At 66.3% G+C, this 21,123-nt stretch carries 24 protein-coding genes; 10 read left to right on the top strand and 14 right to left on the bottom strand.

The genetic code is table 11. The features are described 5' to 3' along the window. Together BSIN_RS21175 and BSIN_RS21170 are read right to left on the bottom strand one after the other, a co-directional pair. Window positions 1-222 (bottom strand): 2-dehydropantoate 2-reductase N-terminal domain-containing protein (locus BSIN_RS21175; RefSeq protein ID WP_305883049.1); only part of this gene is annotated, 222 nt, incomplete at its 3' end. A gap of 11 nt (window positions 223-233) precedes the next feature. Then, window positions 234-755: an Mpo1 family 2-hydroxy fatty acid dioxygenase gene (locus BSIN_RS21170; protein WP_059569467.1), complete on the bottom strand. Its 522-nt coding sequence runs from the start codon at window positions 753-755 to the stop codon at window positions 234-236. Between the two features lie 86 nt (window positions 756-841). On the opposite strand from BSIN_RS21170, the gene BSIN_RS21165 reads away from it, so the two are divergent. Next, window positions 842-1,573: a Crp/Fnr family transcriptional regulator gene (locus tag BSIN_RS21165; protein ID WP_059569590.1), complete on the top strand. Its 732-nt coding sequence runs from the start codon at window positions 842-844 to the stop codon at window positions 1,571-1,573. 146 nt (window positions 1,574-1,719) lie between these two features. Here BSIN_RS21165 and sodB read toward each other — a convergent pair whose 3' ends face one another. Both sodB and xseA read right to left on the bottom strand, forming a co-directional pair. Next, window positions 1,720-2,298, bottom strand: coding sequence for a superoxide dismutase [Fe] (gene sodB, locus BSIN_RS21160; RefSeq protein WP_059520490.1), 579 nt, complete (start codon window positions 2,296-2,298; stop codon window positions 1,720-1,722). Window positions 2,299-2,491: 193 nt separating this feature from the next. Then, window positions 2,492-3,874, bottom strand: coding sequence for an exodeoxyribonuclease VII large subunit (gene xseA, locus BSIN_RS21155; protein WP_069234898.1), 1,383 nt, complete (start codon window positions 3,872-3,874; stop codon window positions 2,492-2,494). A gap of 451 nt (window positions 3,875-4,325) precedes the next feature. Between xseA and lpxK the strand changes: the two genes are divergently transcribed. The 5 genes from lpxK to BSIN_RS21130 all read left to right on the top strand — a co-directional run bounded on the left by lpxK (window position 4,326) and on the right by BSIN_RS21130 (window position 8,296). Beyond that, window positions 4,326-5,354 carry a tetraacyldisaccharide 4'-kinase gene (gene lpxK / locus BSIN_RS21150; protein WP_089341876.1) on the top strand — a complete coding sequence of 343 codons (1,029 nt, stop codon included), beginning with the start codon at window positions 4,326-4,328 and terminating at the stop codon, window positions 5,352-5,354. Further along, window positions 5,335-5,541, top strand: a complete 207-nt coding sequence (locus tag BSIN_RS21145; protein ID WP_059520493.1) for a Trm112 family protein — start codon at window positions 5,335-5,337, stop codon at window positions 5,539-5,541. The genes lpxK and BSIN_RS21145 overlap by 20 nt, the downstream gene beginning before the upstream one ends. 185 nt (window positions 5,542-5,726) lie before the next feature. Further along, the gene (gene kdsB / locus BSIN_RS21140; protein ID WP_089341875.1) at window positions 5,727-6,521 is read left to right on the top strand and encodes a 3-deoxy-manno-octulosonate cytidylyltransferase; all 795 of its coding nucleotides are present in this window, start codon (window positions 5,727-5,729) and stop codon (window positions 6,519-6,521) included. A 171-nt stretch (window positions 6,522-6,692) separates the two neighbouring features. Continuing rightward, window positions 6,693-7,355, top strand: a complete 663-nt coding sequence (gene adk / locus BSIN_RS21135) for an adenylate kinase (protein ID WP_089341874.1) — start codon at window positions 6,693-6,695, stop codon at window positions 7,353-7,355. Between the two features lie 182 nt (window positions 7,356-7,537). Continuing rightward, entirely contained in the window at window positions 7,538-8,296 is a 759-nt protein-coding gene (locus BSIN_RS21130; protein WP_059520495.1) for an SDR family NAD(P)-dependent oxidoreductase, read from the top strand. A gap of 77 nt (window positions 8,297-8,373) precedes the next feature. Here the strand turns inward: BSIN_RS21130 and BSIN_RS21125 are convergent, their stop codons facing one another. Further along, window positions 8,374-9,219 (bottom strand): SirB1 family protein, encoded by an 846-nt coding sequence (locus BSIN_RS21125; RefSeq protein ID WP_089341873.1) that lies wholly within the window; start codon window positions 9,217-9,219, stop codon window positions 8,374-8,376. A gap of 7 nt (window positions 9,220-9,226) precedes the next feature. Beyond that, window positions 9,227-10,864 (bottom strand): murein biosynthesis integral membrane protein MurJ, encoded by a 1,638-nt coding sequence (gene murJ / locus BSIN_RS21120; protein WP_308410720.1) that lies wholly within the window; start codon window positions 10,862-10,864, stop codon window positions 9,227-9,229. A 234-nt stretch (window positions 10,865-11,098) separates the two neighbouring features. Between murJ and rpsT the strand changes: the two genes are divergently transcribed. Then, window positions 11,099-11,371: a 30S ribosomal protein S20 gene (rpsT, locus tag BSIN_RS21115; RefSeq protein ID WP_059520498.1), complete on the top strand. Its 273-nt coding sequence runs from the start codon at window positions 11,099-11,101 to the stop codon at window positions 11,369-11,371. 147 nt (window positions 11,372-11,518) lie between these two features. Here rpsT and BSIN_RS21110 read toward each other — a convergent pair whose 3' ends face one another. Both BSIN_RS21110 and BSIN_RS21105 read right to left on the bottom strand, forming a co-directional pair. Continuing rightward, window positions 11,519-11,842: a DUF3579 domain-containing protein gene (locus tag BSIN_RS21110; RefSeq protein ID WP_059520499.1), complete on the bottom strand. Its 324-nt coding sequence runs from the start codon at window positions 11,840-11,842 to the stop codon at window positions 11,519-11,521. 54 nt (window positions 11,843-11,896) lie between these two features. Continuing rightward, window positions 11,897-12,238: a hypothetical protein gene (locus BSIN_RS21105; RefSeq protein ID WP_089341872.1), complete on the bottom strand. Its 342-nt coding sequence runs from the start codon at window positions 12,236-12,238 to the stop codon at window positions 11,897-11,899. Between BSIN_RS21105 and argF the strand changes: the two genes are divergently transcribed. Then, the gene (gene argF / locus BSIN_RS21100) at window positions 12,215-13,144 is read left to right on the top strand and encodes an ornithine carbamoyltransferase (protein WP_089341871.1); all 930 of its coding nucleotides are present in this window, start codon (window positions 12,215-12,217) and stop codon (window positions 13,142-13,144) included. The two genes, BSIN_RS21105 and argF, sit on opposite strands and share 24 nt — an antisense overlap. 250 nt (window positions 13,145-13,394) lie before the next feature. Here the strand turns inward: argF and murB are convergent, their stop codons facing one another. Continuing rightward, window positions 13,395-14,447: a UDP-N-acetylmuramate dehydrogenase gene (gene murB / locus BSIN_RS21095; RefSeq protein WP_089341878.1), complete on the bottom strand. Its 1,053-nt coding sequence runs from the start codon at window positions 14,445-14,447 to the stop codon at window positions 13,395-13,397. A 196-nt stretch (window positions 14,448-14,643) separates the two neighbouring features. On the opposite strand from murB, the gene BSIN_RS21090 reads away from it, so the two are divergent. Beyond that, window positions 14,644-15,129, top strand: coding sequence for a YajQ family cyclic di-GMP-binding protein (locus tag BSIN_RS21090; RefSeq protein ID WP_059520500.1), 486 nt, complete (start codon window positions 14,644-14,646; stop codon window positions 15,127-15,129). 302 nt (window positions 15,130-15,431) lie between these two features. Here BSIN_RS21090 and plsY read toward each other — a convergent pair whose 3' ends face one another. Together plsY and ybaK are read right to left on the bottom strand one after the other, a co-directional pair. After that, complete coding sequence (gene plsY, locus BSIN_RS21085; RefSeq protein ID WP_089341870.1) at window positions 15,432-16,040, bottom strand: glycerol-3-phosphate 1-O-acyltransferase PlsY; 609 nt, start codon at window positions 16,038-16,040, stop codon at window positions 15,432-15,434. 137 nt (window positions 16,041-16,177) lie between these two features. After that, entirely contained in the window at window positions 16,178-16,669 is a 492-nt protein-coding gene (gene ybaK, locus BSIN_RS21080; RefSeq protein ID WP_059520502.1) for a Cys-tRNA(Pro) deacylase, read from the bottom strand. Between the two features lie 143 nt (window positions 16,670-16,812). Between ybaK and BSIN_RS21075 the strand changes: the two genes are divergently transcribed. Continuing rightward, window positions 16,813-18,375 (top strand): class I adenylate-forming enzyme family protein, encoded by a 1,563-nt coding sequence (locus BSIN_RS21075; RefSeq protein WP_089341869.1) that lies wholly within the window; start codon window positions 16,813-16,815, stop codon window positions 18,373-18,375. 70 nt (window positions 18,376-18,445) lie between these two features. On the opposite strand, the gene xerD is transcribed toward BSIN_RS21075, so the two are convergent. From xerD to queG, 3 genes are all read right to left on the bottom strand, one after another. Continuing rightward, on the bottom strand, window positions 18,446-19,456 hold the full coding sequence (gene xerD / locus BSIN_RS21070; protein ID WP_173678727.1) for a site-specific tyrosine recombinase XerD: 1,011 nt from the start codon (window positions 19,454-19,456) through the stop codon (window positions 18,446-18,448). Next, window positions 19,456-19,920 carry a methylated-DNA--[protein]-cysteine S-methyltransferase gene (locus BSIN_RS21065; protein ID WP_089341868.1) on the bottom strand — a complete coding sequence of 155 codons (465 nt, stop codon included), beginning with the start codon at window positions 19,918-19,920 and terminating at the stop codon, window positions 19,456-19,458. Before BSIN_RS21065 ends, xerD begins: the two co-directional genes overlap by 1 nt. 281 nt (window positions 19,921-20,201) lie before the next feature. Beyond that, window positions 20,202-21,123 (bottom strand): tRNA epoxyqueuosine(34) reductase QueG (queG, locus tag BSIN_RS21060; RefSeq protein WP_256583925.1); only part of this gene is annotated, 922 nt, incomplete at its 5' end.

Genomic DNA, 21,123 nt, shown 5'->3' with positions numbered 1-21,123 from the left:
CGCCTGTGCGGCGGCAGCGGCGTCGCCCGCCGCACAGGCGATCCGGGACGCAGGCACCCGCACATTGCGCCCCCGGTAGTCCGACAGCACGAGACCATGCTCGCGCAACTGCGCTTGAATCCGCTGCCGTCCGATCAGTTCGACGTCGGCGCCCGCCGCGAGCAGCCGCCCGCCCAGATAGCAGCCCACCGCCCCCGCGCCATAGACGCAAATCGCCGCCATGGCTGCCACGCTCACACGCGTGCATTGCGCGCGCCCGCCCGCACAGGCCCGACGCGGCGTTCGATTGCGTCGCGCACGTCGGCGCGCAGCCCGACGAAGAACGCCACTTCCGCGACGACGAACAACGGGCCGACGATAAGCCCGATCAAGTCGTCGACGAAGGCGGGCTTACGCCCTTCGAAATAGTGACCGACGAATTGGATCACCCAACCGACGAAAAAGAGACCGAGCCCGCCGCCGAGCCACACACCGGTTGTCTGCGCGGCGAGTGCGCGGCCGGCCCAGAAACTCAACGCAAGCAGCGCGGCCATCACGACGCCGAAACGCAAATCGACGCGCAGATAGAAGATCGCGGCCGCCAGCGCCGCGGGCAACGCGGGCGTGAGCACCCCCGAAGCGTCGAGCGCCGGACGCGACAGCAGCACCGTCACCGCGACGACGATCATCGGAATGCCCACCAGATGCGTGACGATATTGCGCGCATCACGATGATAGGCCGCGTATTGCGCGAGTTGATCGACGAGGGATTTCATGATGTCTCCTCCTGATGCAGGTGCGCGTTATGATGCCCGTGACGGGCCGACCTCTCTGTCGGCCAGCCGACACCCGCGAGTCGCCGATGCACCCGCTTCTCGAACCCTGCCAGCCGCTGCTCGATGCAAACCCGTGGTTCGCCGCGCTGCCCGCGCCGCTGCGCGACGCGCTGCGCCAGGCGGCCGTGGCCCGCCGGCTGTCGGCGGGCCAAATGTTGTTCCGGCGCGGCGACGCGCCGTGCGGCCTCTATGCGGTGCTGTCGGGCGCGCTGACCATCGGCGCCGTCGACGCGAGCGGCAAGGAAGCGCTGCTGACGGTGGCCGAGCCCGTGACATGGTTCGGCGAGATCGCGCTTTTCGACGAACTGCCACGCACGCACGACGCAATCGCGATCAACGACACGCTGCTGCTGCATCTGCCGCAGCCCGCGCTACAGCAACTGCTCGACGACACGCCGCGCTACTGGCGGTATTTTGCGCTGCTGATGGCGCAAAAGCTACGGATGTCGTTCGCGAATGTCGAGGCGCTGAGCATGATGCCCGCCGCCCAGCGGCTCGCGGCGCGCCTGCTGATGATCGCCGAAGGCTATGGCGGCATCAGCGCGGGTCATACGCGCATCAGACTGTCGCAGGAACGGCTCGGCGCGATGCTATCGCTGTCGCGGCAAACCGCCAATCAGTTGCTGAAGGAACTCGCCGCGCGCGGGGTCGTGCGGCTGCATGTCGGCGAGATCGAGATCGTCGATCTCGACGCATTGCGACGCGCGAGCGTCGAACGCAGCCCAGGCGCCGATGGCAACGCGAGCGATCGCGGCTGACGGTGCGGCGCGCGCCCGATTCGGCCCCGCCCCGCGCGGCGAGCGGCCAATAAAAAGCCCCCGCGCCGCAACGGACGCGAGGGCTTTGGGCAGGCTGCCGCGCCCCGGACATTCCGGGCCGCGCCAGCCGTCTGGCGACAATCGCGTTACGCGAAGTTTTTCGCGGCGAAATCCCAGTTCACGATGTTCCAGAACGCTTCGACGAATTTCGGGCGCGCATTGCGGTAATCGATGTAGTAAGCGTGTTCCCACACGTCGATCGTTAGCAGCGGCTTGTCGGCCGTCGTCAGCGGCGTGGCGGCGTTGCTGGTCGACACGATATCGAGCGAGCCGTCCGCCTTCTTCACCAGCCAGGCCCAGCCCGAACCGAACGTGCCGACCGCGGCCTTCGTGAACGCTTCCTTGAACGCATCGAACGAGCCCCACTTCGCGTTGATCGCGTCGCCGAGCGCGCCCGTCGGCGCGCCGCCGCCGTTCGGCGACAGGCTGTTCCAGAAGAACGTGTGGTTCCAAATTTGCGCGGCGTTGTTGAAAATGCCGCCCGACGACTTCTTCACGATCTCTTCCAGCGACAGATTCTCGAATTCGGTGCCCGGAATCAGATTGTTCAGGTTCGTCACATAGGTCTGATGGTGCTTGCCGTAGTGAAACTGGATCGTCTCCTGCGAGATGTGCGGAGCGAGCGCGTCTTCAGCGTAAGGCAACGGCGGGAGCGTATGAGCCATGATCGGTTCCTTCGAGTGTATGTAGGGAGGGCAAATATTTGAATGCAGCGCAACGCCCGATTGTAGGCGAGTCCGGATAACCCCGCAAACGCGCGGGCCTTTATCCGCCGCATCCGGCAAATCGTTGCTGGTGCGCCGCGCACGGCGCATGCCCGGGATTCGGCGCCCGATACCGGGCATGCGCGATGCCCGCTCAGAATGTATCCGAAAGCCGAGGCTGCACGTCGGCGAGCGATACGTCCGCCGAGCCTTGCGCGAGATGCACGGTCAGCCGGCGCTGCGGCTTCAACGCCGACGGCGCGCGCAGCGCGTGGCCCGTCTGCGCGTCGATCAGCGCCGCGTAGCCGCGCTCGAGCGTGCGCTGCGGGCTCAACACGTCGAGGCGCGCCGCGCACGCGGCCACGCGCGCGGCATCGCGCTCGCAACGGCGCTCGAAAGCGGCATGCAAGCGCTGGGCAGCCCCCGCGAGCGTCTGACGTGCGTGCGCAAGATCCGGTCGGGCCCGCTGCCAGCGTAACTGCACGAGCGCGAAACGCGCGCGCGCGTCGCGCACGGGCCGCGCGCCCGCCGCCGCGAGCCGCGCCGCGAGCTGGCCGACGTGCTCGGACTGGCGCCGCAAGCGCTCGGCGGGACTGACGAGCCTGCGCGCGAGCCAATCGAGTTGCTGCGCGCGCAAATCGAGCGTGCGGCGCAGGCCGCGCGCGAGCGCGCGTTGCCGCTCGGCCAGCTCGCGCAGCAGCAGCGCGCGCTGCGGACTCACCAGCTCGGCCGCGCCGGTGGGCGTCGGCGCGCGCACGTCGGCCGCGAAATCGGCGATCGTAAAATCGGTTTCATGCCCGACACCGCAGACAACCGGCAGCGCGCTCGCCGCGATCGTCCGCGCCAGCCCCTCGTCGTTGAACGACCATAGATCCTCGATCGAACCGCCGCCGCGGCAGACGATCAGCACGTCGACCTCGCGCCGCTCGTTGGCCGTCGCGACCATCGCCGCGAGTTTCTCGGCCGCGCCCGCGCCCTGCACGGGCGCCGGATAGACGATCACCGGCACGTGCGGCGCGCGGCGCGCGAGCGTCGTCAGCACGTCGCGCAGCGCAGCGGCCTGCAACGACGTGACGATGCCGATCGCGCGCGGATGCGATGGCAGCGCGCGCTTGCGCTCCGGCGCGAACAACCCCTCGGCCTCGAGCTGCGCCTTCAGCCGCAGGAATGCCTCGAAGAGCCTGCCCTGCCCGGTGCGCCGAACCGCCTCGACATTCAGTTGCACCTCGCCGCGCGGCTCGTACATCGTGACGAGCGCGCGCACCTCGATCTTGTCGCCTTCGCGCGGCGTGAATTCCGCATGCTGCGCGCGGCCGCGAAACATCACGCAACGCATCTGCGCCTGCTGATCCTTGATCGAGAAATACCAATGGCCGCTCGCCGCGCGCGTGAAGTTCGAGACTTCGCCCGCGACCCACAGCAGCGGAAATGCGCGCTCGAGCATCGAGCCGATTGCGCGGTTGAGCGCGGACACGGGAATCACGCCATCGCCGCCGCTCGCGCCGCCGGGTCCGGAAAAATGAGTATCGGAATGCATGGACGATAGGAAAATTTCAGCCGGCCCAACGATAGACTGCGCACGCGCGCACGGCAAGTCGCTCGGGCGCCCGCCCAGGTGTCCACACCGCGAGTCAAGCGGGGACAGAGTCGTAACGATTACCGCCCAATCCTTTATGTTTTTTATTAAGCATTTGATTTAAATGATTTTTCCCAGGAAAAGGCGACGGGAACCGCCGACCGAAAGTCCACCTCATGGGCTTGCCGGGGGTTTCGGCGGCGAGTTTTTCACAGAGTTATCCACAGGCTGCCGGGCAGCGCGCCCAAGCGGCGCACACCGCCATGCGCATCCGCGCGACTTGCCGGGCGCACGGCGGGCACGCTAGAGTGCCGCCTTTCGAAGACCGCGCGGCCTGTCGGCCGTCCTCCGGAGAAAACGAGTTGACGAACCCGTCGAGAGCCGCGATGCGCGCCGCATCGTCCACCGCGCCATGAGCGCGCCGCAGCGATTTCTCGCGCGCGCCGAAGCGCGTCTTGTCCGCGAGTGGCAGCGCCGCGGCGCGATCGCCTGGGCGCTCACGCCCTTTGCGTGCGCATTCGGCGCGATCGCCGCACTGCGCCGCGCCGCATATGCGCGCGGCTGGAAGGCGCGGGTCGATTGCGGGGTGCCCGTCGTCGTCGTGGGCAACGTGACGGTCGGCGGCACCGGCAAGACGCCCACCGTGATCGCGCTCGTCGACGCGCTGCGCGCGGCCGGCTTCACGCCGGGCGTGGTCTCGCGCGGCTACGGTGCGAAAATCGTCGAACCGACCGCCGTCACGCCGGCGTCGCTGCCCGGGCAGGCCGGCGACGAACCGCTCCTGATCGCCCGCCGCACGCTCGCGCCCGTGTGGGTGTGCCCGGATCGCGTCGCCGCCGTGCGCGCGCTGAAGGCCGCGCAGCCCGACGTCGACGTCGTCGTCAGCGACGACGGCTTGCAGCACTACCGGCTCGCCCGCACCGTCGAGCTTGTCGTGTTCGATCATCGCCTGGGCGGCAACGGTTTCCTGATACCCGCCGGGCCGCTGCGCGAGCCGCTGTCGCGACGCCGCGACGCCACGCTCGTCAACGATCCGTACAGCCGCGTGCTGCCGCCGTGGCCCGACACGTTCGCGCTCTCGCTCGCGCCGGGCGACGCCTGGCATCTCGATCAGCCGTCGCACCGCCGGCCGCTCGCGCAGTTCGCCGCCGAGCGGGTACTCGCCGCGGCGGGCATCGGTGCGCCGGAGCGCTTTTTCGCGACGCTGCGCGCCGCGGGCCTCACCCCCGCCACCCGCGCGCTGCCCGATCATTACGCATTCGCCGAGAACCCGTTCGCCGACGACGATGTCGATGCGATCCTGGTGACCGAGAAGGATGCGGTAAAATTAGCCGCTTCGTGGCGCGACGCTCGCATCTGGGTTGTCCCGGTCGAGGCCGCGCTCGATCCCCGCCTCATCGCTCTCGTTGTGGAGAAACTCCGTGGACGCACGCCTGCTTGAAATCCTCGTTTGCCCGATTTGCAAGGGCCCGCTCCACTACGACCGAAGCGCGCAGGAACTTGCCTGCCACGCCGACAAGCTCGCATACCCGATCCGCGACGGCATTCCGGTGATGCTCGTCGACGAAGCGCGCCAGACGGTCGAAGGCACGCCGGTCGATGCGGCCGGGCCGGCCGCCAGTCACTGACACTGGCGCGCGAGCGGCGCGCCCGGCACTCGCCCCCGCGCCCAGAGCGCGCAGCGACACCGCCGCGCATACGCCCGCGCGCCGTCCGCCACAACGCCGTCCGACCGTTTTCCGTTGTCCGCTCCAACCAAGCCGGCATGCTCTGATCCGTACCCGCGCTCCCAACCGCACCGCACTTTCACCCGATGACTTCCACGCCCGCCTTCGTCGCCATCGTTCCCGCCCGTCTCGCGTCGACCCGCCTGCCGAACAAGCCGCTCGCGGATCTCGGCGGAAAGCCGATGGTCGTGCGCGTCGCCGAGCGTGCGCGTGATGCGGGCGCGCAGCGCGTGCTGGTCGCCTCCGATGCGCCCAGCGTGCTCGACACAGTGCGTGCGCACGGCTTCGAAGCGTTGCTGACGCGCGCCGATCATCCGTCCGGCACCGACCGCCTCGCGGAAGTCGCCGAGCAACTCGGCTTCGACGACGAAACGATCGTCGTCAATGTTCAGGGCGACGAACCGTTGATCGATCCGCAACTGGTGCGCGACGTAGCGTCGCACCTCGCGTCGCATCCGGCATGCGCGATCGCGACCGCCGCGCACCCATTGCACGACGCGCAGGACGTGTTCAATCCGAATTACGTGAAGGTCGTGCTCGATGCGGCGAGCACCGCGCTGTACTTCTCGCGCGCGCCGATTCCCTGGTCGCGCGACGCCTATCAGCCGCACTGGCCAAACGGCGTCGAGGCGATGCCCGCGCCTACGTGCGCGGTTTATCGGCACATTGGCCTGTACGCATATCGCGCGCGTTTTCTGCGCACTTACCCAACGCTCACGCCCGCGCCCATCGAAGCGGCCGAGCAACTCGAACAATTGCGCGCGCTGTGGCACGGCGAGCGGATCGCCGTGCTCGTCACCGAGCATGCGCCCGAAACCGGCGTCGACACGCCCGCCGATCTTGCACGGGTGCAGGCCCTTTTTCGGGCTCGCGCCGAATAACCCATGGCATAATCGGGCGAATCGTGCGGGCCGCCTGCCCGCGCCGCTCTTCGAGATTCGTCCCAAGCCCCCATGCGCCGGCCGCCGCGCTTGCGGCAGAACCGTCGAGCCGCGCAACCGGCGCACCGGCGTCCCGCGCTCAAGCATTCCATACATACCGGAGATATCACCATGCGTTTGATCCTGTTGGGCGCTCCCGGCGCGGGAAAAGGCACCCAGGCAAACTTCATCAAGGAAAAGTTCGGCATTCCGCAAATCTCGACAGGCGACATGCTGCGCGCGGCCGTCAAGGCCGGCACGCCGCTCGGCGTCGAAGCGAAAGCCTACATGGACGAAGGCAAGCTCGTGCCGGATTCGCTGATCATCGGCCTCGTGAAGGAGCGGCTGAAGGAAGCGGACTGCGCGAACGGCTACCTGTTCGACGGCTTCCCGCGCACGATCGCGCAGGCCGACGCGATGAAGGACGCCAGTGTCGCCATCGACTACGTGCTCGAAATCGACGTGCCGTTCTCCGAGATCATCGAGCGGATGAGCGGGCGCCGCACGCATCCGGCCTCGGGCCGCACGTATCACGTGAAGTTCAACCCGCCGAAGGTCGAGGGCCGCGACGACGTCACGGGCGAGCCGCTGATTCAGCGCGACGACGACAAGGAGGAAACGGTGAAGAAGCGCCTGGATGTCTATGAAGCGCAGACCAAGCCGCTCATCACTTACTACGGCGACTGGGCCGCGCGCGGCACCGAGAACGGCCTGAAGGCGCCCGCGTACCGCAAAATCTCCGGCCTCGGCACGGTCGACGAGATCCGCGCCCGCGTGTTCGACGCGCTCAAGTAAGCCCGCGCCGCGCGAGACGCGAGAACCGCCCGCTTCGGGCGGTTTTTTTTCGTCCGGGCGTTCGCTTCGCGCCGCCCTTCGGCAGCGGCCCCGTACAATCGGCCTGTCGTCGCGGCACGTCACGAGCGCTGCCGCGAGCGGCATTCGAACGACACTCATTCCAACCAGGACAAGGAGCAGACATGGAGATTCGCGGCAACGTGTTCGTCATCACCGGTGGCGCATCGGGGCTCGGCGCGGGCACGGCGCGCCTCATCACCGAAGCGGGCGGCAAGGTTGTGCTCGCCGATCTGAATCAGGCCGCAGGCGAGGCGCTCGCGCAGGAACTGGGCGGCGCGTTCGTCAAATGCGACGTCGCGAACGAACCCGACGCGCAGGCGGCCGTGGCGGCCGCCACGCGGCTCGGCACGTTGCGCGGGCTCGTCAATTGCGCGGGCATCGCGCCTGCGTCGAAGACGCTCGGCAAAGAGGGCCCGCACGCGCTTGAACTGTTCGCGAAAACAATCACCGTGAATCTGGTCGGCACGTTCAACATGATCCGCGTCGCCGCCGCCGCCATGGCCGCGAATGAGCCGACGGCGAGCGGCGAACGCGGCGTGATCGTCAGCACCGCGTCGGTCGCCGCGTTCGACGGGCAGATCGGCCAAGCGGCCTATGCGGCGTCGAAAGCCGGCGTCGCCGGCATGACACTGCCGATCGCGCGCGACCTGTCGCGCCACGCGATTCGCGTCATGACGATCGCGCCTGGCATTTTCGAAACGCCGATGCTGCTCGGAATGCCGCAGGAAGTCCAGGACGCGCTCGGCGCGATGGTGCCGTTCCCGCCCCGCCTCGGCAAACCGGTGGAATATGCGATGCTCGTCAAGCAGATCATCGAGAATCCGATGCTCAACGGCGAAGTGATCCGCCTCGACGGCGCGATCCGGATGCAGCCGAAATAAGCGCGGCGCGGCGTGGTGAGACCTACACGGCGACCACGCCGCGTCGAGCCGCGCCGCGCGATCGTGCCCGAGCACGCTCAGTCGTCGTCGCGCTGCATCCGCTGGCGCAGCTCGCTGACCTGCGCCTCGACGATCGTCGCGTCGGCTGCGTCGGGCCGCTCGCCGAGATAGGTCTCCAGATCCTCGAGCGCGGGCCGCAGATAATCGAGACGCGCATACGCGAAACCGCGGTCGCGCACTTCGTCGAGCTGCCCCGGCAGCAGGATCACAAGCCGTTCCTGCACCGCGAGCAGCCGCTGCCAGCGCTCCGTCTGCCGGTACACGGCCTTCAGGTTGTTCAGCATCCGCGCGATGATCTCGCGATGCATCGCCGGCTGCAGCAACGCGCGCAACGTGCTCGCGGCATGATCGGCGCTGCCGCCGCGCATCGAGAAAGGCTCGAGCATCTCGACCAGCTCCGCCTCCGACAGCGTGCGGCCTGTCGTCGGATCGAGGATCGCGTCGCCGCCGGGCAACGCGATGCGCAGCAGGAAATGGCCGGGAAACGACACGCCGCGCACCGCCACGCCGATCTGCTGCGCGAACTCCAGATACAGCACCGCAAGCGAGATCGGAATCCCAACGCGGCGCTGGAGAACGACATTCAGATAGCTGTTGTCCGGATTGAAGTAATCGTTGCGGTTGCACGCAAAGCCGAGTTCGCGGAAGAAAAAATCGTTCAGCAGCGCGAGCTTGTCGTTCGCGTCGCCGGCGTCCGGCACGCGCCTCGCGAGCCGCGCTGCGAGCGCGTCGAGTTCGAACAGCACGCCTTGCAGATCGACATCCGGATAGGCGTCCTGCGCGAGCGACAGCGCCGCCTCGGTGAGCGGCAGCCCTTCGTCTTCGGCGACGAGCGAACTGAAATAGTCGAGAACGCGAGTCATGGGTCCGTTATTTCGCACGCCTTTTGAAATACGCATATTTGAAGCCCATCAGCCCCAATATGCCGAAATATAATGCAGCGAATAAAACGAGACACGACGCCATCAGCGCGATGCGCTCGAGCGGCACCGCGCGCATCGCGGTCCAGTCGAAGTTCAGCGCGCACCAGCGCATTGTGCCGGCCAGCACGAGCGACGCGCCGCCAAGCTGCACGAAAAAGCGCAACCAGCCCGGTGAAGGCCGGTAAATGCCGCGGCGGCGCAGCCCGATGAACAGCAGCAGCGAGTTCAGGCAAGCGCCGATGCCGATCGACAGCGTCAGCCCCGCGTGGCCGATAACGGGCACGAACACATAGTTCGACAACTGCGTGACGACAAGCACGCCGACGGCGATTTTTACCGGCGTCTTGATGTCCTGCTTCGCATAGAAACCGGGCGCGAGAATCTTGATGAGGATGATGCCGACCAGGCCGATTCCGTATGCGGCAAGCGCGCGCGCGACCATCGCCACCGTGTGCGCATCGAACTTGCCGTAGTTGAAGAGCGTCGCCGTCAGCGGCTCGGCAAAGAAAAACAGCGCGAGCGCGCTCGGCGCGGCAAGCAGGAACGTGACCCTGAGCCCCCAGTCGAGCAGCGCCGAATATTCAGCCGAATCGGCATCGACATGCGCTTTCGACAAACTCGGCAACAGGATCGTGCCGAGTGCCACGCCGAGCAGCGCGGTCGGAAACTCCATCAGCCGGTCGGCATAGTTGATCCACGATACCGCGCCCTGCCCGAGCCGCGACGCAATGTTCGTATTGATGATCAGCGACAGCTGCGCGACCGACACCGCGAACGTCGCGGGTACCATTTTCGCGAGCACGCGCTTGACGCCCGGATGCGCGAGCGCGCGCAGCGGATGGATGCCGATCGCGGGCATCATGTCGATGCGCTTCAAGCCCGGCAGTTGCACGATGAATTGCAGCACCCCGCCCGCGATCACCGCCCATGCGAGCGCGTAGACGGGCATTTTCAAATGCGGCGCGACGAACAGCGCCGCGACGATGAACGACACGTTGAGCAGCACGGGCGCGAATGCCGGCAGCGAGAAGCGCTTGTACGTGTTGAGCACGCCCGAGGCAAGCGTCGTCAGCGAGATGAACACGATGTACGGGAACATGATCTGCGTCATCTTGACGGCGAGCGGGAACGCCTGCCCGTCCGTGCGCAGCCCCGACGCAACCGCCAGCACCACCCACGACGCCCCCGCGACGCCCGCCACCGACAGCAGCGCGAGCGCCCAAGCGAGCAGCGTCGACATCGCGTCGACGAGCGCCTTCGTCGCATCGTGCCCTTTTTGGTTCTTGAATTCGGCGAGAATCGGCACGAACGCCTGCGAGAACGCGCCTTCGGCGGACAGCCGGCGCAGCAGGTTGGGAATGCGAAAGGCGACGTAGAACGCGTCGGTGAATTGACTGGCGCCGAACGCGCGTGCGATCAGCGTTTCGCGGGCCAGTCCGGTCACGCGCGACAGCAGCGTGAAGCCGCTGACCGTCAGCAGGGCTCGGAATAGATTCATGGGGCGCTTATTATACGGACCTCGCGCGTCGGCAACCGGCAGCGGGCCAGGGAAATGCCGCGCCGCACACGGAAAGGTCCTGCCCATGCTTGCCACTCGCTTGATTTTGTTGCTATAATCGCCGGTTTCTGGGCCTGTCAGGCGGGTTTCGGGTTCCGCGCGCGGCAATATCGAGCGCGCATCGAACCGGGCGCGTCGGCCGGCCTCGGTGAAACCGACGTTTTTTGCGCCCCGGGCAATCGCTTCCGGGAGTGAGATCGAAAAGCAGCGCTTGGCCGTCAGGCTCCAAGCTCTGGAAACAGGACAGGATAAGGAACCGTCATGGCTAACTCCGCACAAGCACGCAAGCGCGCCCGCCAGGCAGCGAAGGCAAACTCGCACAACTCGGCGCTGCGCTCGAAATTCCGCACCGCGATCAAGGCTGTTCGCAAGGCAATCGACGCCGGCGATCAAGCAAAGGCCGCGGAAGTCTTCAAGCTCGCAACGAAGACGATCGACACGATCGCCGACAAGAAGATCGTTCACAAGAACAAGGCCGCTCGCCACAAGAGCCGCCTCGCAGCCGCCATCAAGGGTCTGCAAGCCGCGCAGTAATGCTGGCGCGCCCGCCTCGCGGGCGCCCTGTTTCCGCTGCGATCGACAAAAAAGCCCGCTACGCGCGGGCTTTTTTTGCTGTGAGCGCAACCGGCATACCAGCCACGCAGCCCGACTCCCGCCAGGCGCGCTCCGCGCAGTCACCCGCTACTTTGCCGACTTGCCGTAATCGGGCAATTCACATGCCTCGGTCACGACGAGGTGATTGTCCTTCGCGAAGTTCATCACGAAATCGAACGCCATCGGCTCGATATCGCGCAGCCGCGAATCGACGATCACGCACTTGACGTCGCCGATCATCGTCGGCCGGACATACAGCGAATACTTGAGCCGCGCGTTGGGCCCACTCGCGCCCGGACCGAAGCACGACATCACGCCGGCAAGACGCTCGGACCAATCGCTCGGCCGAAACTTCTTCCCATCTTTCGTGATGCCCTGAATAAAGTATTCGGTCGGGAGAGTTTCAGCCATGAGGATACCCAAGTGACAGCCCAGCAGTGCGCCGGCGAACCCTCGCCTGGACACTCAGAACACAATGGAGACGGTTTCGCCGCAACCCAGAACGAGCCGCCGGAACATGCGCTCCGGCATACGGCACCGCACGCAGCAGACAAGCTGCTTGTGTCCGGCAGACCAAGCATGAACCTTGCCCGCCGGGCTTGAGAAAACCCTGAAATTATAGCGCAGTGCGTCATCGCGCGTCGTCTCGAACGCATGCGCGAAGCCGGTGCGCCGCGGCTCGTCAAAGCAGGCAAAATCATTTATGCTGCATCGAGTTACCACAACGACGGCGGCGCCGTCCGGCGTGCGTTGCCGCCGGGTGAGTCCGCCGTATTTCGTTTCATGACCGCCAAAACCATTCGTCACTACCTGCAGTTCAAGGATTTCTCACTGGAAGACTACGAGTACGTGCTCGAGCGCACCGGCATCCTGAAACGCAAGTTCAAGAACTACGAGACCTATCACCCGCTGCACGACCGCACGCTCGCGATGATCTTCGAGAAAAGCTCGACGCGCACGCGCCTGTCGTTCGAAGCCGGCATCTTTCAGTTGGGCGGCCACGCCGTGTTCATGAGCACGCGCGACACGCAGCTCGGCCGCGGCGAACCCGTCGAGGATTCCGCGCAGGTGATCTCGCGAATGGTCGACATCATCATGATCCGCACGTTCGAGCAGGACATCATTCAGCGTTTCGCGAAAAACTCGCGGGTGCCGGTGATCAATGGCCTGACGAACGAATACCATCCGTGCCAAGTGCTCGCCGATATCTTCACGTATTACGAGCATCGCGGCCCGATTCGCGGCAAGACGGTCGCGTGGGTGGGCGACGCGAACAACATGCTGTACACGTGGATTCAAGCCGCGCAGATCCTCGGCTTCAAGCTGCGCCTGTCGACGCCGCCCGGCTATGCGCTCGACCCCAAGCTCGTCGACGCGCAAAGCGCACCGTTCTACGAAGTCTTCGACGACCCGAACGAAGCGTGCAAGGGCGCCGATCTCGTGACGACCGACGTGTGGACCAGCATGGGTTTCGAAGCGGAGAACGACGCACGCAAGCAGGCGTTCGCCGATTGGTGCGTCGACGACGAAATGATGTCGCACGCGCATTCCGACGCGCTTTTCATGCACTGCCTGCCCGCGCATCGCGGCGAAGAAGTAACGGCGTCGGTAATCGACGGCCCGCAGAGCGTGGTCTGGGACGAAGCGGAAAACCGGCTTCATGTGCAGAAAGCGTTGATGGAATTCCTGCTGCTGGGGCGCTTGAAGCACTGACGCACGGCGCGCGCAGCGGCAAGCCGCGCGCTTGCGCGAAGCCGCCGGCCAATGCGATGAGACGGGCGATGAAGCGGCGCCCATAGAAACGCGCCGCGCATGCGCTACGCGGCAGCTTCGGCTCACGCAGCTCAAAACATACGTCCGCCGCACCGGACATTCCGGAATACTCCAGCAAAACGCATCGCGACATCCGGCGCCGGCGGTTTCTATCGGCCGACCGCCCGCGACACGCCCCGCTGCCCGCCGTTTATAGGCACACCGGCTCCGCCTCAAGCTCGACGCCGAAGCGCTCGCGCACGTCGCGCTGGATCGCGCGCGCCAGCGCGAGCACGTCGGCGCCCGATGCGCCACCGCGATTGACGAGCACGAGCGCCTGCCTGTCATGCACGGCCGCCGCGCCGAGCGCGCGCCCTTTCCAACCGCAACGGTCGATCAACCAGCCGGCCGCGAGCTTCACGCGGCCATCCGGCTGCGGATACGTCACGATCTCAGGCTCCCGCGCGCGCAGTTCGGCAAACCGCTGCGCGTCGATCACCGGATTCTTGAAAAAACTTCCCGCATTGCCGAGCACAAGCGGATCGGGCAGCTTCGCGCGCCGGATGGCGACGACCGCGTCGAATACGTCGCGCGGCGTCACGCGATCCTCGTTGACGCCGCGCGCCGCCAGCTCGCGCGCGACGTCCGCGTAACCGAGCCGCGGCGTCCACACCTTCGGCAGCCGGAACGTAACCGACACGATCGCGAAGCGGCCTCGCCCTTCCCGTTTGAAAAAGCTGTCGCGATAGCCGAACGCGCAACGCCGTGCATCGAATTCGACCGTCTCGCCCGTTGCAAGCTCGATCGCACGCAGCGATTCGAAATGCGCGCTCATCTCGATTCCATACGCGCCGATATTCTGGATCGGCGCAGCGCCGACCGTGCCCGGAATCAACGCGAGATTCTCCAAACCCGGCATGCCCTCGGCAAGCGTCCAATCGACGAACGCATGCCAATTCTCGCCGCCGCCCGCCTCGACATACCACGCCGCTTCGTCGTCCCGCACGCGCGCGCGGCCGCGAATCTCGTTAAGCAGCACGAGCCCGTCGAAGAAATCGCCCGAAAACACCACGTTGCTGCCGCCGCCGAGCACCAGCGTCGGCAGCCCCGCGACGCGCGGATCGTGCGCAAGCGATGCGAACTGCTCGGGCGAGCCGATCCGCGCCGCGACGCGCGCGCGCACGTCGAAGCCGAACGTGTTGTGCGCGTGCAATGGATAGTCGGGAATCAGTTGAACGGGGGAATCGGAGCGAGACATCAGCATTCGGAGTTGCGCCGGCGCGGAAAACCAGCCCGCGGCCTTGGGCAAATGTAGGGGCGCCGGTAAAATGGCGGCTAGTCAGCCATTATAGCGAGTGAGCGCACGCGCAATCGCGCGCCGCCGTTCTCTACAGTCCACCTCTTACACGAGACCGGAGCGGGCGCTAACGCGCCTACGCCGGTCGACACAGGAGAATGCCATGCCATCGTTCGACGTCGTTTCCGAAGCGAACATGATCGAAGTAAAAAACGCCATCGAACAATCGAACAAGGAAATTTCCACGCGCTTCGATTTCAAGGGTTCCGACGCACGCGTCGAGCAAAAAGAGCGCGAACTCACGCTGTTCGCCGACGACGATTTCAAGCTCGGCCAAGTCAAGGACGTGCTGATCGGCAAGATGGCAAAGCGCAACGTCGACGTGCGCTTTCTCGACTACGGCAAAATCGAGAAAATCGGCGGCGACAAAGTCAAACAAGTCGTGACGATCAAGAAAGGCGTGTCGGGCGATCTGGCGAAAAAGGTCGTGCGTATCGTCAAGGACAGCAAAATCAAGGTGCAGGCAAGCATTCAGGGCGACGCGGTGCGCGTGGCCGGCGCGAAGCGCGACGATCTGCAAAGCGTGATCGCGCTGCTGCGCAAGGAAGTCACCGATACGCCACTCGACTTCAACAACTTCCGCGACTGACGCCGCATCGCGCCGCGCCGCTGAATAGCCGAATGGCGGGCTCGGCGGCGGCATGCGTCTGCCGTCAAAACCCGCGGCAGTGGCCGAGCCGGCTGCGCGGCGACTCATCGCCGGCATCATGCGCATTCCGCGCCGACGCGGCACCGCTCAATCCCTCAGACGCGTTGTTGGCGACGGCGACGCATCAGTCCCGGCAACGCGCGGCAGGATACGCCGCCACGGCCCCGCATCTTGCCCCGCACCGCTTCGCCCCAGCCGCCCGGCCCCGCTCGACGACACAAAACGGCCTGAACCCGCGCGAATCACGCCTCCTTCTTCTTTTGCCCGATTCGGCTTTCCTCGCCCGCGAGGAGCTTCGAAATGTTGGTGCGATGCCGCCAAATCAGCAGTGCGCTCATCGCAACCACTGCCCACATGACCGGATTGCCGCGCGTGCCGAACAAAAACGCGTCGAAAAGCGGCGCGAATACGGCTGCGACGAGCGCCGCGAGCGACGAGTAGCGGAAGAAAAACGCGACGATGAGCCAGGTCAGCGCGGTCGCAAGCCCCAGCACCGGATGCACGGCAAGCAGCACGCCCGCTGCCGTCGCGACGCCCTTGCCGCCCTGAAAGCGAAAGAACACCGGGTACAGGTGACCGAGGAACACGCCGATCGCGGCAAGCGCGACACCGATCTCACCGCCCATGCCCAAGCGCTTGACGAGCCAGACCGCGAGCCAGCCCTTGAACGCGTCGCCCACGAGCGTAAGGATCGCCGCCGTCTTGTTGCCGCTGCGCAGCACGTTGGTCGCGCCGGGATTCTTCGAGCCATACGAGCGGGGATCGGCGAGCCCCATCGCGGCGCTGACGACAACGGCAAACGACACCGATCCAATCAGATAAGCGGCGACGGTAGCGAGCAGGATCTGCATGCGAAGGACTCTTGTTTCAAATAACGATGGATGGACAGGCGGCGCAAGCAACAAGGCCGCGGCGGCGCTCATTCTACCGAAGCGCAGCGCCGTGCCATGCGGGTGAAACCCTAGGCCGGCATATGCCGGCCGACAAGCTAGTCGACGCTCGCGCATTGCACGGGCCGCGCGTCGAGAAGCGTGGTCAGCACGCCGGGCGCGATGCTCACCAGATAGCCGCGCCGCCCGCCGTTCAGATAGATCGACGGCAGTTCGAGGATCGTCGATTCGACGTAGACGGGCATCGCCCGCTTCGTGCCGAACGGCGACGTACCGCCGACGAGATAGCCGGAATGACGATTCGCGACCTCGGGCTTGCATGGCTCGACACGTTTCGCGCCAATCTGCCGCGCCAGGTTTTTCGTCGACACCTTGCAATCGCCGTGCATCAGCACGATCAACGGCTTGGCATGCTCGTCTTCCATCACCAGGGTCTTGATGACCTGATGTTCGTCACAACCGAGCTGCCGCGCCGATTCGGACGTGCCGCCATGTTCGACGTAATCGTAGGGATGCTCGCCGAATGCGATGCCGTGACGGCGCAGGAACTGCGTGGCGGGCGTTTCGGAGACATGTCTGGATTTACTCATCCGCGCATTTTAATTGCATCGGCGTTGACGGACCATTGTCCGAATGGCAGATTGCGCGCCGCAAGCGGCGATGGCACGATGCCCCACAAAGAGCCCTGACGGCGCGCCTGCCGCTTCGCTCGCGCCAACCCGCCAGAGAAATCATGACAGCGAACCCGCCTCATCGAGCGCAATGGGATATCGACACATTGATCGCGTCGCTGCCGTCGCGCATCGCGGCACTTCCCGAACGGATCGCAACGCACACCCCGGATCACGTTGCGCTGATCGAGGACGCGCGCCGCTTCACCTACGCGCAACTCGCGCGCGCGGTCGATACCGCTGCCGCCCGGTTGCGCGATCTCGGCGTACAGCCGGGCGACCGGGTGATGATTGCCGCCGAGAACAGCATCGCGCAAGTCGTGCTGCTGTTCGCCGCCACCAAACTCGACGCGTGGGCGCTGGTCGCGAACGCGCGGCTTTCGCCGCTCGAATTCGATGCGATCGCCACGCATGCGAAGCCGCGCGTCATCGCGTTCGCGACCAGTACGTCGCCCGATGCGCTTGCGCACGCCGAGCGACGCGGCGCACTGCCGGCCCAGCCTTTCGAGCCCGATATCGGCGCGTGGTCGTATGCGCTCGATCCGTCGGCGCACGCGGAGCCGGTCGACGCAGACAGCGCGCGCCAGTGCGCGGCGCTCATCTATACGACGGGCACGACGGGCGCACCCAAGGGCGTGATGCTGTCGCACCGCAATCTGCTGTTCGTCGCGGCGGTATCCAGCACGCAGCGGCGCGTCGCCCCCGCCGATGTCGTCTACGCAGCGCTGCCGATCTCGCACTCGTATGGACTCGCGTCGGTCTGCCTCGGCAGCCTCTACGCAGGCGCGACGCTGCGGCTCGTGCCGCGTTTCTCGCCGCAGGCATTGCGCCGCGCGCTCGTCGACGAACGCGTGTCGATTTTCCAAGGCGTCCCTGCTATGCACGCAAAATTGCTCGAACATCTGCATACGCATGGCCACGCATGGCATGCGCCGCATTTGCGCTTCGTCTATTCGGGCGGCTCGCCGCTCGACGCCGATCTGAAGGCACGGGTCGAGAGCGTGTATGGATTGCCGCTGCACAACGGCTACGGGATGACCGAAAGCAGCCCGACTGTCGCGCAGACGTCGATCGACGCGCCACGCGCCGATTGCTCGGTCGGCGCGCCGATTCCAGGCATCGGCGTGCGGTTTTGCTCGGCGCAAGGCGTCGATGTCGCGCCGGGCGAAGTCGGCGAACTCTGGGTGCGGGGGCCGAACGTGATGCTCGGCTACTATCGCGACCCGCAGCGCACACGCGCGACCGTGACGGCCGACGGCTGGCTGAAAACCGGCGATCTCGCGCGCGCGGAGCCCGACGGATCGCTGACGATCGTCGGCCGCAGCAAGGAACTCATCATCCGCTCCGGTTTCAACGTCTACCCGCCCGAAGTCGAGCAGGCGCTGAACGCGCATCCGGACGTCGTGCAATCGGCGGTCGTCGGGCACGCAGTCGAAGGCAACGAGGAAGTCATCGCATTCGTCGAACTCGCGCCCAATGCCGCGGCGACCGAAGACGATCTGAAAAACTGGTGCGCAGCGCGGCTCGCGCCCTACAAACGGCCCGCGCGGATACGCACGCTCGCCGCGCTGCCCGCCGCGTCGACCGGCAAGGTGCTCAAACATAAGTTGCGGGAATTGCTTTGACGGGGCCGTTTGCCTCGGCATGGCAATGCATCGCAACGCCCCGGAGCCGCGCAGCGCGCGCAGCGCGGCGTCAGCCGCGTGGATGGTGCGTCGCGTGCAGCGTCCTCAAGCGCTCGCGCGCGACATGCGTGTAGATTTGCGTCGTCGAGATGTCGCTATGGCCGAGCAGCAATTGCACGACCCGCAGATCCGCACCGTGATTCAACAAGTGCGTCGCAAACGCGTGCCGCAGCGTGTGCGGCGACAAGTGCGCGCGAATGTCGGCCTGCTGCGCATGGCGCTTGATGATGTTCCAGAACTGCTGGCGCGTCATCCCATCGCCGCGCGCAGTGACGAAGAGCGCGTCGGCGGCGCGCGCGCCGAGCAGTGCCGGCCGGGCATCGCGCAAATAGCGTTCGATCCACCCATGCGCGACCTCGCCGAACGGCACGAGCCGCTCTTTCGAGCCCTTGCCCGTCACCCGCACGACGCCCTCGTTCATCCCGATCTCGACGGTCTTCAGCGTGACGAGTTCGCTCACCCGCAATCCACTCGCATACATCAGCTCGAGCATCGTCCGATCGCGCAGCCCAAGCGGCGTCTCGACGTCGGGCGCGCCGAGAAGCGCTTCCACCTGAGCTTCCGACAATGTCGACGGAAACCGCGCCGGCTGCTTTGCCGCTGCGATCCTGAGCGTCGGATCGGCGGCTGCCCGATGCTCACGCACCGCCCAGCCGTAATAGCGTCGAAACACCGACAACCGCCGGTTCGACGACGTCGCCTTGCCATCGCTGCGCGCGGCGATATAGCCGGTCACCATCGCCTCGTCCGCGCGATCGACGCTCACCTCGTGCCGCACGGCAAGCCACTGCGCCAGCAGTTGCAGATCGCGCCGGTATGCGTCGAGCGTGTTGCGCGACAGCCCGTGCTCCAGCCACATCGCATCACAAAAAAGGTCGATCGATGCGCGGCTTTCCAACCACGCGGGCGACACATTCGCCTCGCCCGGCGCGGAGTCGAGTACGTCGCCACCCGGCGCGACGTCACGATCGGCCGCGGCGCCCGCCGGATTATCCGCGGCAGCGCGAACTGCGCGCGCCATCAGTACCGCACTCCCTCGTGAGCAAGCAGCCAGCGCTTGATCTGGAGGAAATAGCCGTCGTCGTGATTCGCGAAGCCGCCGATTCCGCCTGATGCGACGACCCGATGACACGGAATCACCAACGGAAAGTAATTCGAGCCGCACGCCTGACCGACCGCCCGCGGCGCGCTGCCGATCTGCTTGGCAAGCTGTCCGTAGGTGAGCACGATGCCCGGCGGAATCGCGCTGATCGCATCCCAAACGCGATGTTGGAACGGCGTGCCGACTTGAGCGAGCGGCAAGTCGAAACGCGCGGCCGCGCGCTCGAAATAGCGCTCGATCTGGCGCACTGCCCGCTTTGCGGGCACCGTATCCGGTGCGGCGTTCTTCATCGACTCGGGCAGATAGACAATCTCGCGCACAACCGACGCATCGGTGCGGATACCGACCTTGCCGAACGGTGCATCGATTACCGCGTTGAACATCGTTGACTCCTTGTCGCCGCAAGCAAGTGCGCGACACTTACTTTGATCCCATGCCACGGTTGGTTGCAGCCCGCGCTGTAGCGCGTACTCCCCGTGGCGATCGACCGGCGCGGGCGCTTCGACGCTCACCCCGGTCCCCAGCTTCCCTCTCCGGCCCGGCCGCCCGGCCGATCGAAATCGGCATTCAGCACCCGCACCGATCCTCCGCCAAGCGTGGCAACCCCAGCCAAACCTCGGCCGGCCGCCCGCGTCGAGAATCACCTTGCCACTTTACGCCCCCTTCACGCCGCGCGCAGCGCCCATTCGACATGCTCGCGCACGAGCGCAGAAGCATCGCCGGCGCGCGCGCGCAGCGCGTCGACAATCGCCGCCCGCGCCGCCGGCTCGAGGCGCGCCGGCGGCGCGCGCAGCGCGTTGCCGAGGCCGACCGCGAGGTTGCGCAACCAACGCTCGTGGCCGATCCGGCGAATCGCGCTACCCTGCATCCGCTCGTCGAACTGCTCGGCGCTCCAGCTGAACAGTTCGACGAGCGATGCGCGGTCAAGTCCATGCCGAACATCGAAGTCGGCCACTGCGCACGCCTGCGCGAACTTGTTCCACGGGCACACGAGCTGGCAATCGTCGCAGCCGTACACGCGGTTGCCGATCAGCGGCCGCAGCGGCTCGGGAATGCTGCCGTGCAATTCGATCGTCAGATACGAGATGCAGCGCCGCGCATCGACGCGGTACGGCTCGACGATCGCCCCCGTCGGACACGCGTCGATACAGCGCGTGCAGCTGCCGCAATGCGCGCCGGGCGTCTCGGGCGCGGTGGACGGCGACGTCTGCTCATCAGTCGGCAGCGGCAGGTCGACATAAATCTCGCCGAGAAAGAAAAACGAGCCCGCATCGCGTTGCAGCAGCAGCGTATGCTTGCCGCGCCAGCCGATGCCGGCCTTCTGCGCGAGTTCGACTTCGAGCACCGGCGCGGAATCGGTGAACACGCGGTGGCCGAATGCGCCAATCTCGGCCTCGATGCGCTCGGCGAGCGTCTGCAGGCGCGCGCGCAATACCTTGTGATAGTCGCGGCCACGCGCGTAAATCGATACGACGGCGGCTTGCGGGTCCGCGAGACGCGCCGCTTCGCGCGCGCGCCAGCCGCCGCGATAAGCAACCGGCGCGTGCGTCGCGCCGGGACCATCGGACGCGGCGTCGGCGGCGCGG

The sequence above is a fragment of the Burkholderia singularis genome (assembly GCF_900176645.1).
GTDB lineage: Bacteria > Pseudomonadota > Gammaproteobacteria > Burkholderiales > Burkholderiaceae > Burkholderia > Burkholderia singularis.
The sequence above is the reverse complement of the archived record's forward strand: the minus strand, read 5'-3'. Positions and strand labels throughout refer to the sequence as shown.

What these genes read in the sequence shown, in the direction of transcription:
- BSIN_RS21170 (WP_059569467.1), bottom strand. Translation starts at nt 755, where the DNA reads ATGAAATCCCTCGTCGATCAACTCGCGCAATACGCGGCCTATCATCGT.
- BSIN_RS21165 (WP_059569590.1), top strand. Translation starts at nt 842, where the DNA reads ATGCACCCGCTTCTCGAACCCTGCCAGCCGCTGCTCGATGCAAACCCG.
- sodB (WP_059520490.1), bottom strand. Translation starts at nt 2,298, where the DNA reads ATGGCTCATACGCTCCCGCCGTTGCCTTACGCTGAAGACGCGCTCGCT.
- xseA (WP_069234898.1), bottom strand. Translation starts at nt 3,874, where the DNA reads ATGCATTCCGATACTCATTTTTCCGGACCCGGCGGCGCGAGCGGCGGC.
- lpxK (WP_089341876.1), top strand. Translation starts at nt 4,326, where the DNA reads ATGAGCGCGCCGCAGCGATTTCTCGCGCGCGCCGAAGCGCGTCTTGTC.
- kdsB (WP_089341875.1), top strand. Translation starts at nt 5,727, where the DNA reads ATGACTTCCACGCCCGCCTTCGTCGCCATCGTTCCCGCCCGTCTCGCG.
- adk (WP_089341874.1), top strand. Translation starts at nt 6,693, where the DNA reads ATGCGTTTGATCCTGTTGGGCGCTCCCGGCGCGGGAAAAGGCACCCAG.
- BSIN_RS21130 (WP_059520495.1), top strand. Translation starts at nt 7,538, where the DNA reads ATGGAGATTCGCGGCAACGTGTTCGTCATCACCGGTGGCGCATCGGGG.
- BSIN_RS21125 (WP_089341873.1), bottom strand. Translation starts at nt 9,219, where the DNA reads ATGACTCGCGTTCTCGACTATTTCAGTTCGCTCGTCGCCGAAGACGAA.
- murJ (WP_308410720.1), bottom strand. Translation starts at nt 10,864, where the DNA reads ATGGGCAGGACCTTTCCGTGTGCGGCGCGGCATTTCCCTGGCCCGCTG.
- rpsT (WP_059520498.1), top strand. Translation starts at nt 11,099, where the DNA reads ATGGCTAACTCCGCACAAGCACGCAAGCGCGCCCGCCAGGCAGCGAAG.
- BSIN_RS21110 (WP_059520499.1), bottom strand. Translation starts at nt 11,842, where the DNA reads ATGGCTGAAACTCTCCCGACCGAATACTTTATTCAGGGCATCACGAAA.
- argF (WP_089341871.1), top strand. Translation starts at nt 12,215, where the DNA reads ATGACCGCCAAAACCATTCGTCACTACCTGCAGTTCAAGGATTTCTCA.
- murB (WP_089341878.1), bottom strand. Translation starts at nt 14,447, where the DNA reads ATGCTGATGTCTCGCTCCGATTCCCCCGTTCAACTGATTCCCGACTAT.
- BSIN_RS21090 (WP_059520500.1), top strand. Translation starts at nt 14,644, where the DNA reads ATGCCATCGTTCGACGTCGTTTCCGAAGCGAACATGATCGAAGTAAAA.
- plsY (WP_089341870.1), bottom strand. Translation starts at nt 16,040, where the DNA reads ATGCAGATCCTGCTCGCTACCGTCGCCGCTTATCTGATTGGATCGGTG.
- ybaK (WP_059520502.1), bottom strand. Translation starts at nt 16,669, where the DNA reads ATGAGTAAATCCAGACATGTCTCCGAAACGCCCGCCACGCAGTTCCTG.
- BSIN_RS21075 (WP_089341869.1), top strand. Translation starts at nt 16,813, where the DNA reads ATGACAGCGAACCCGCCTCATCGAGCGCAATGGGATATCGACACATTG.
- xerD (WP_173678727.1), bottom strand. Translation starts at nt 19,456, where the DNA reads ATGGCGCGCGCAGTTCGCGCTGCCGCGGATAATCCGGCGGGCGCCGCG.
- BSIN_RS21065 (WP_089341868.1), bottom strand. Translation starts at nt 19,920, where the DNA reads ATGTTCAACGCGGTAATCGATGCACCGTTCGGCAAGGTCGGTATCCGC.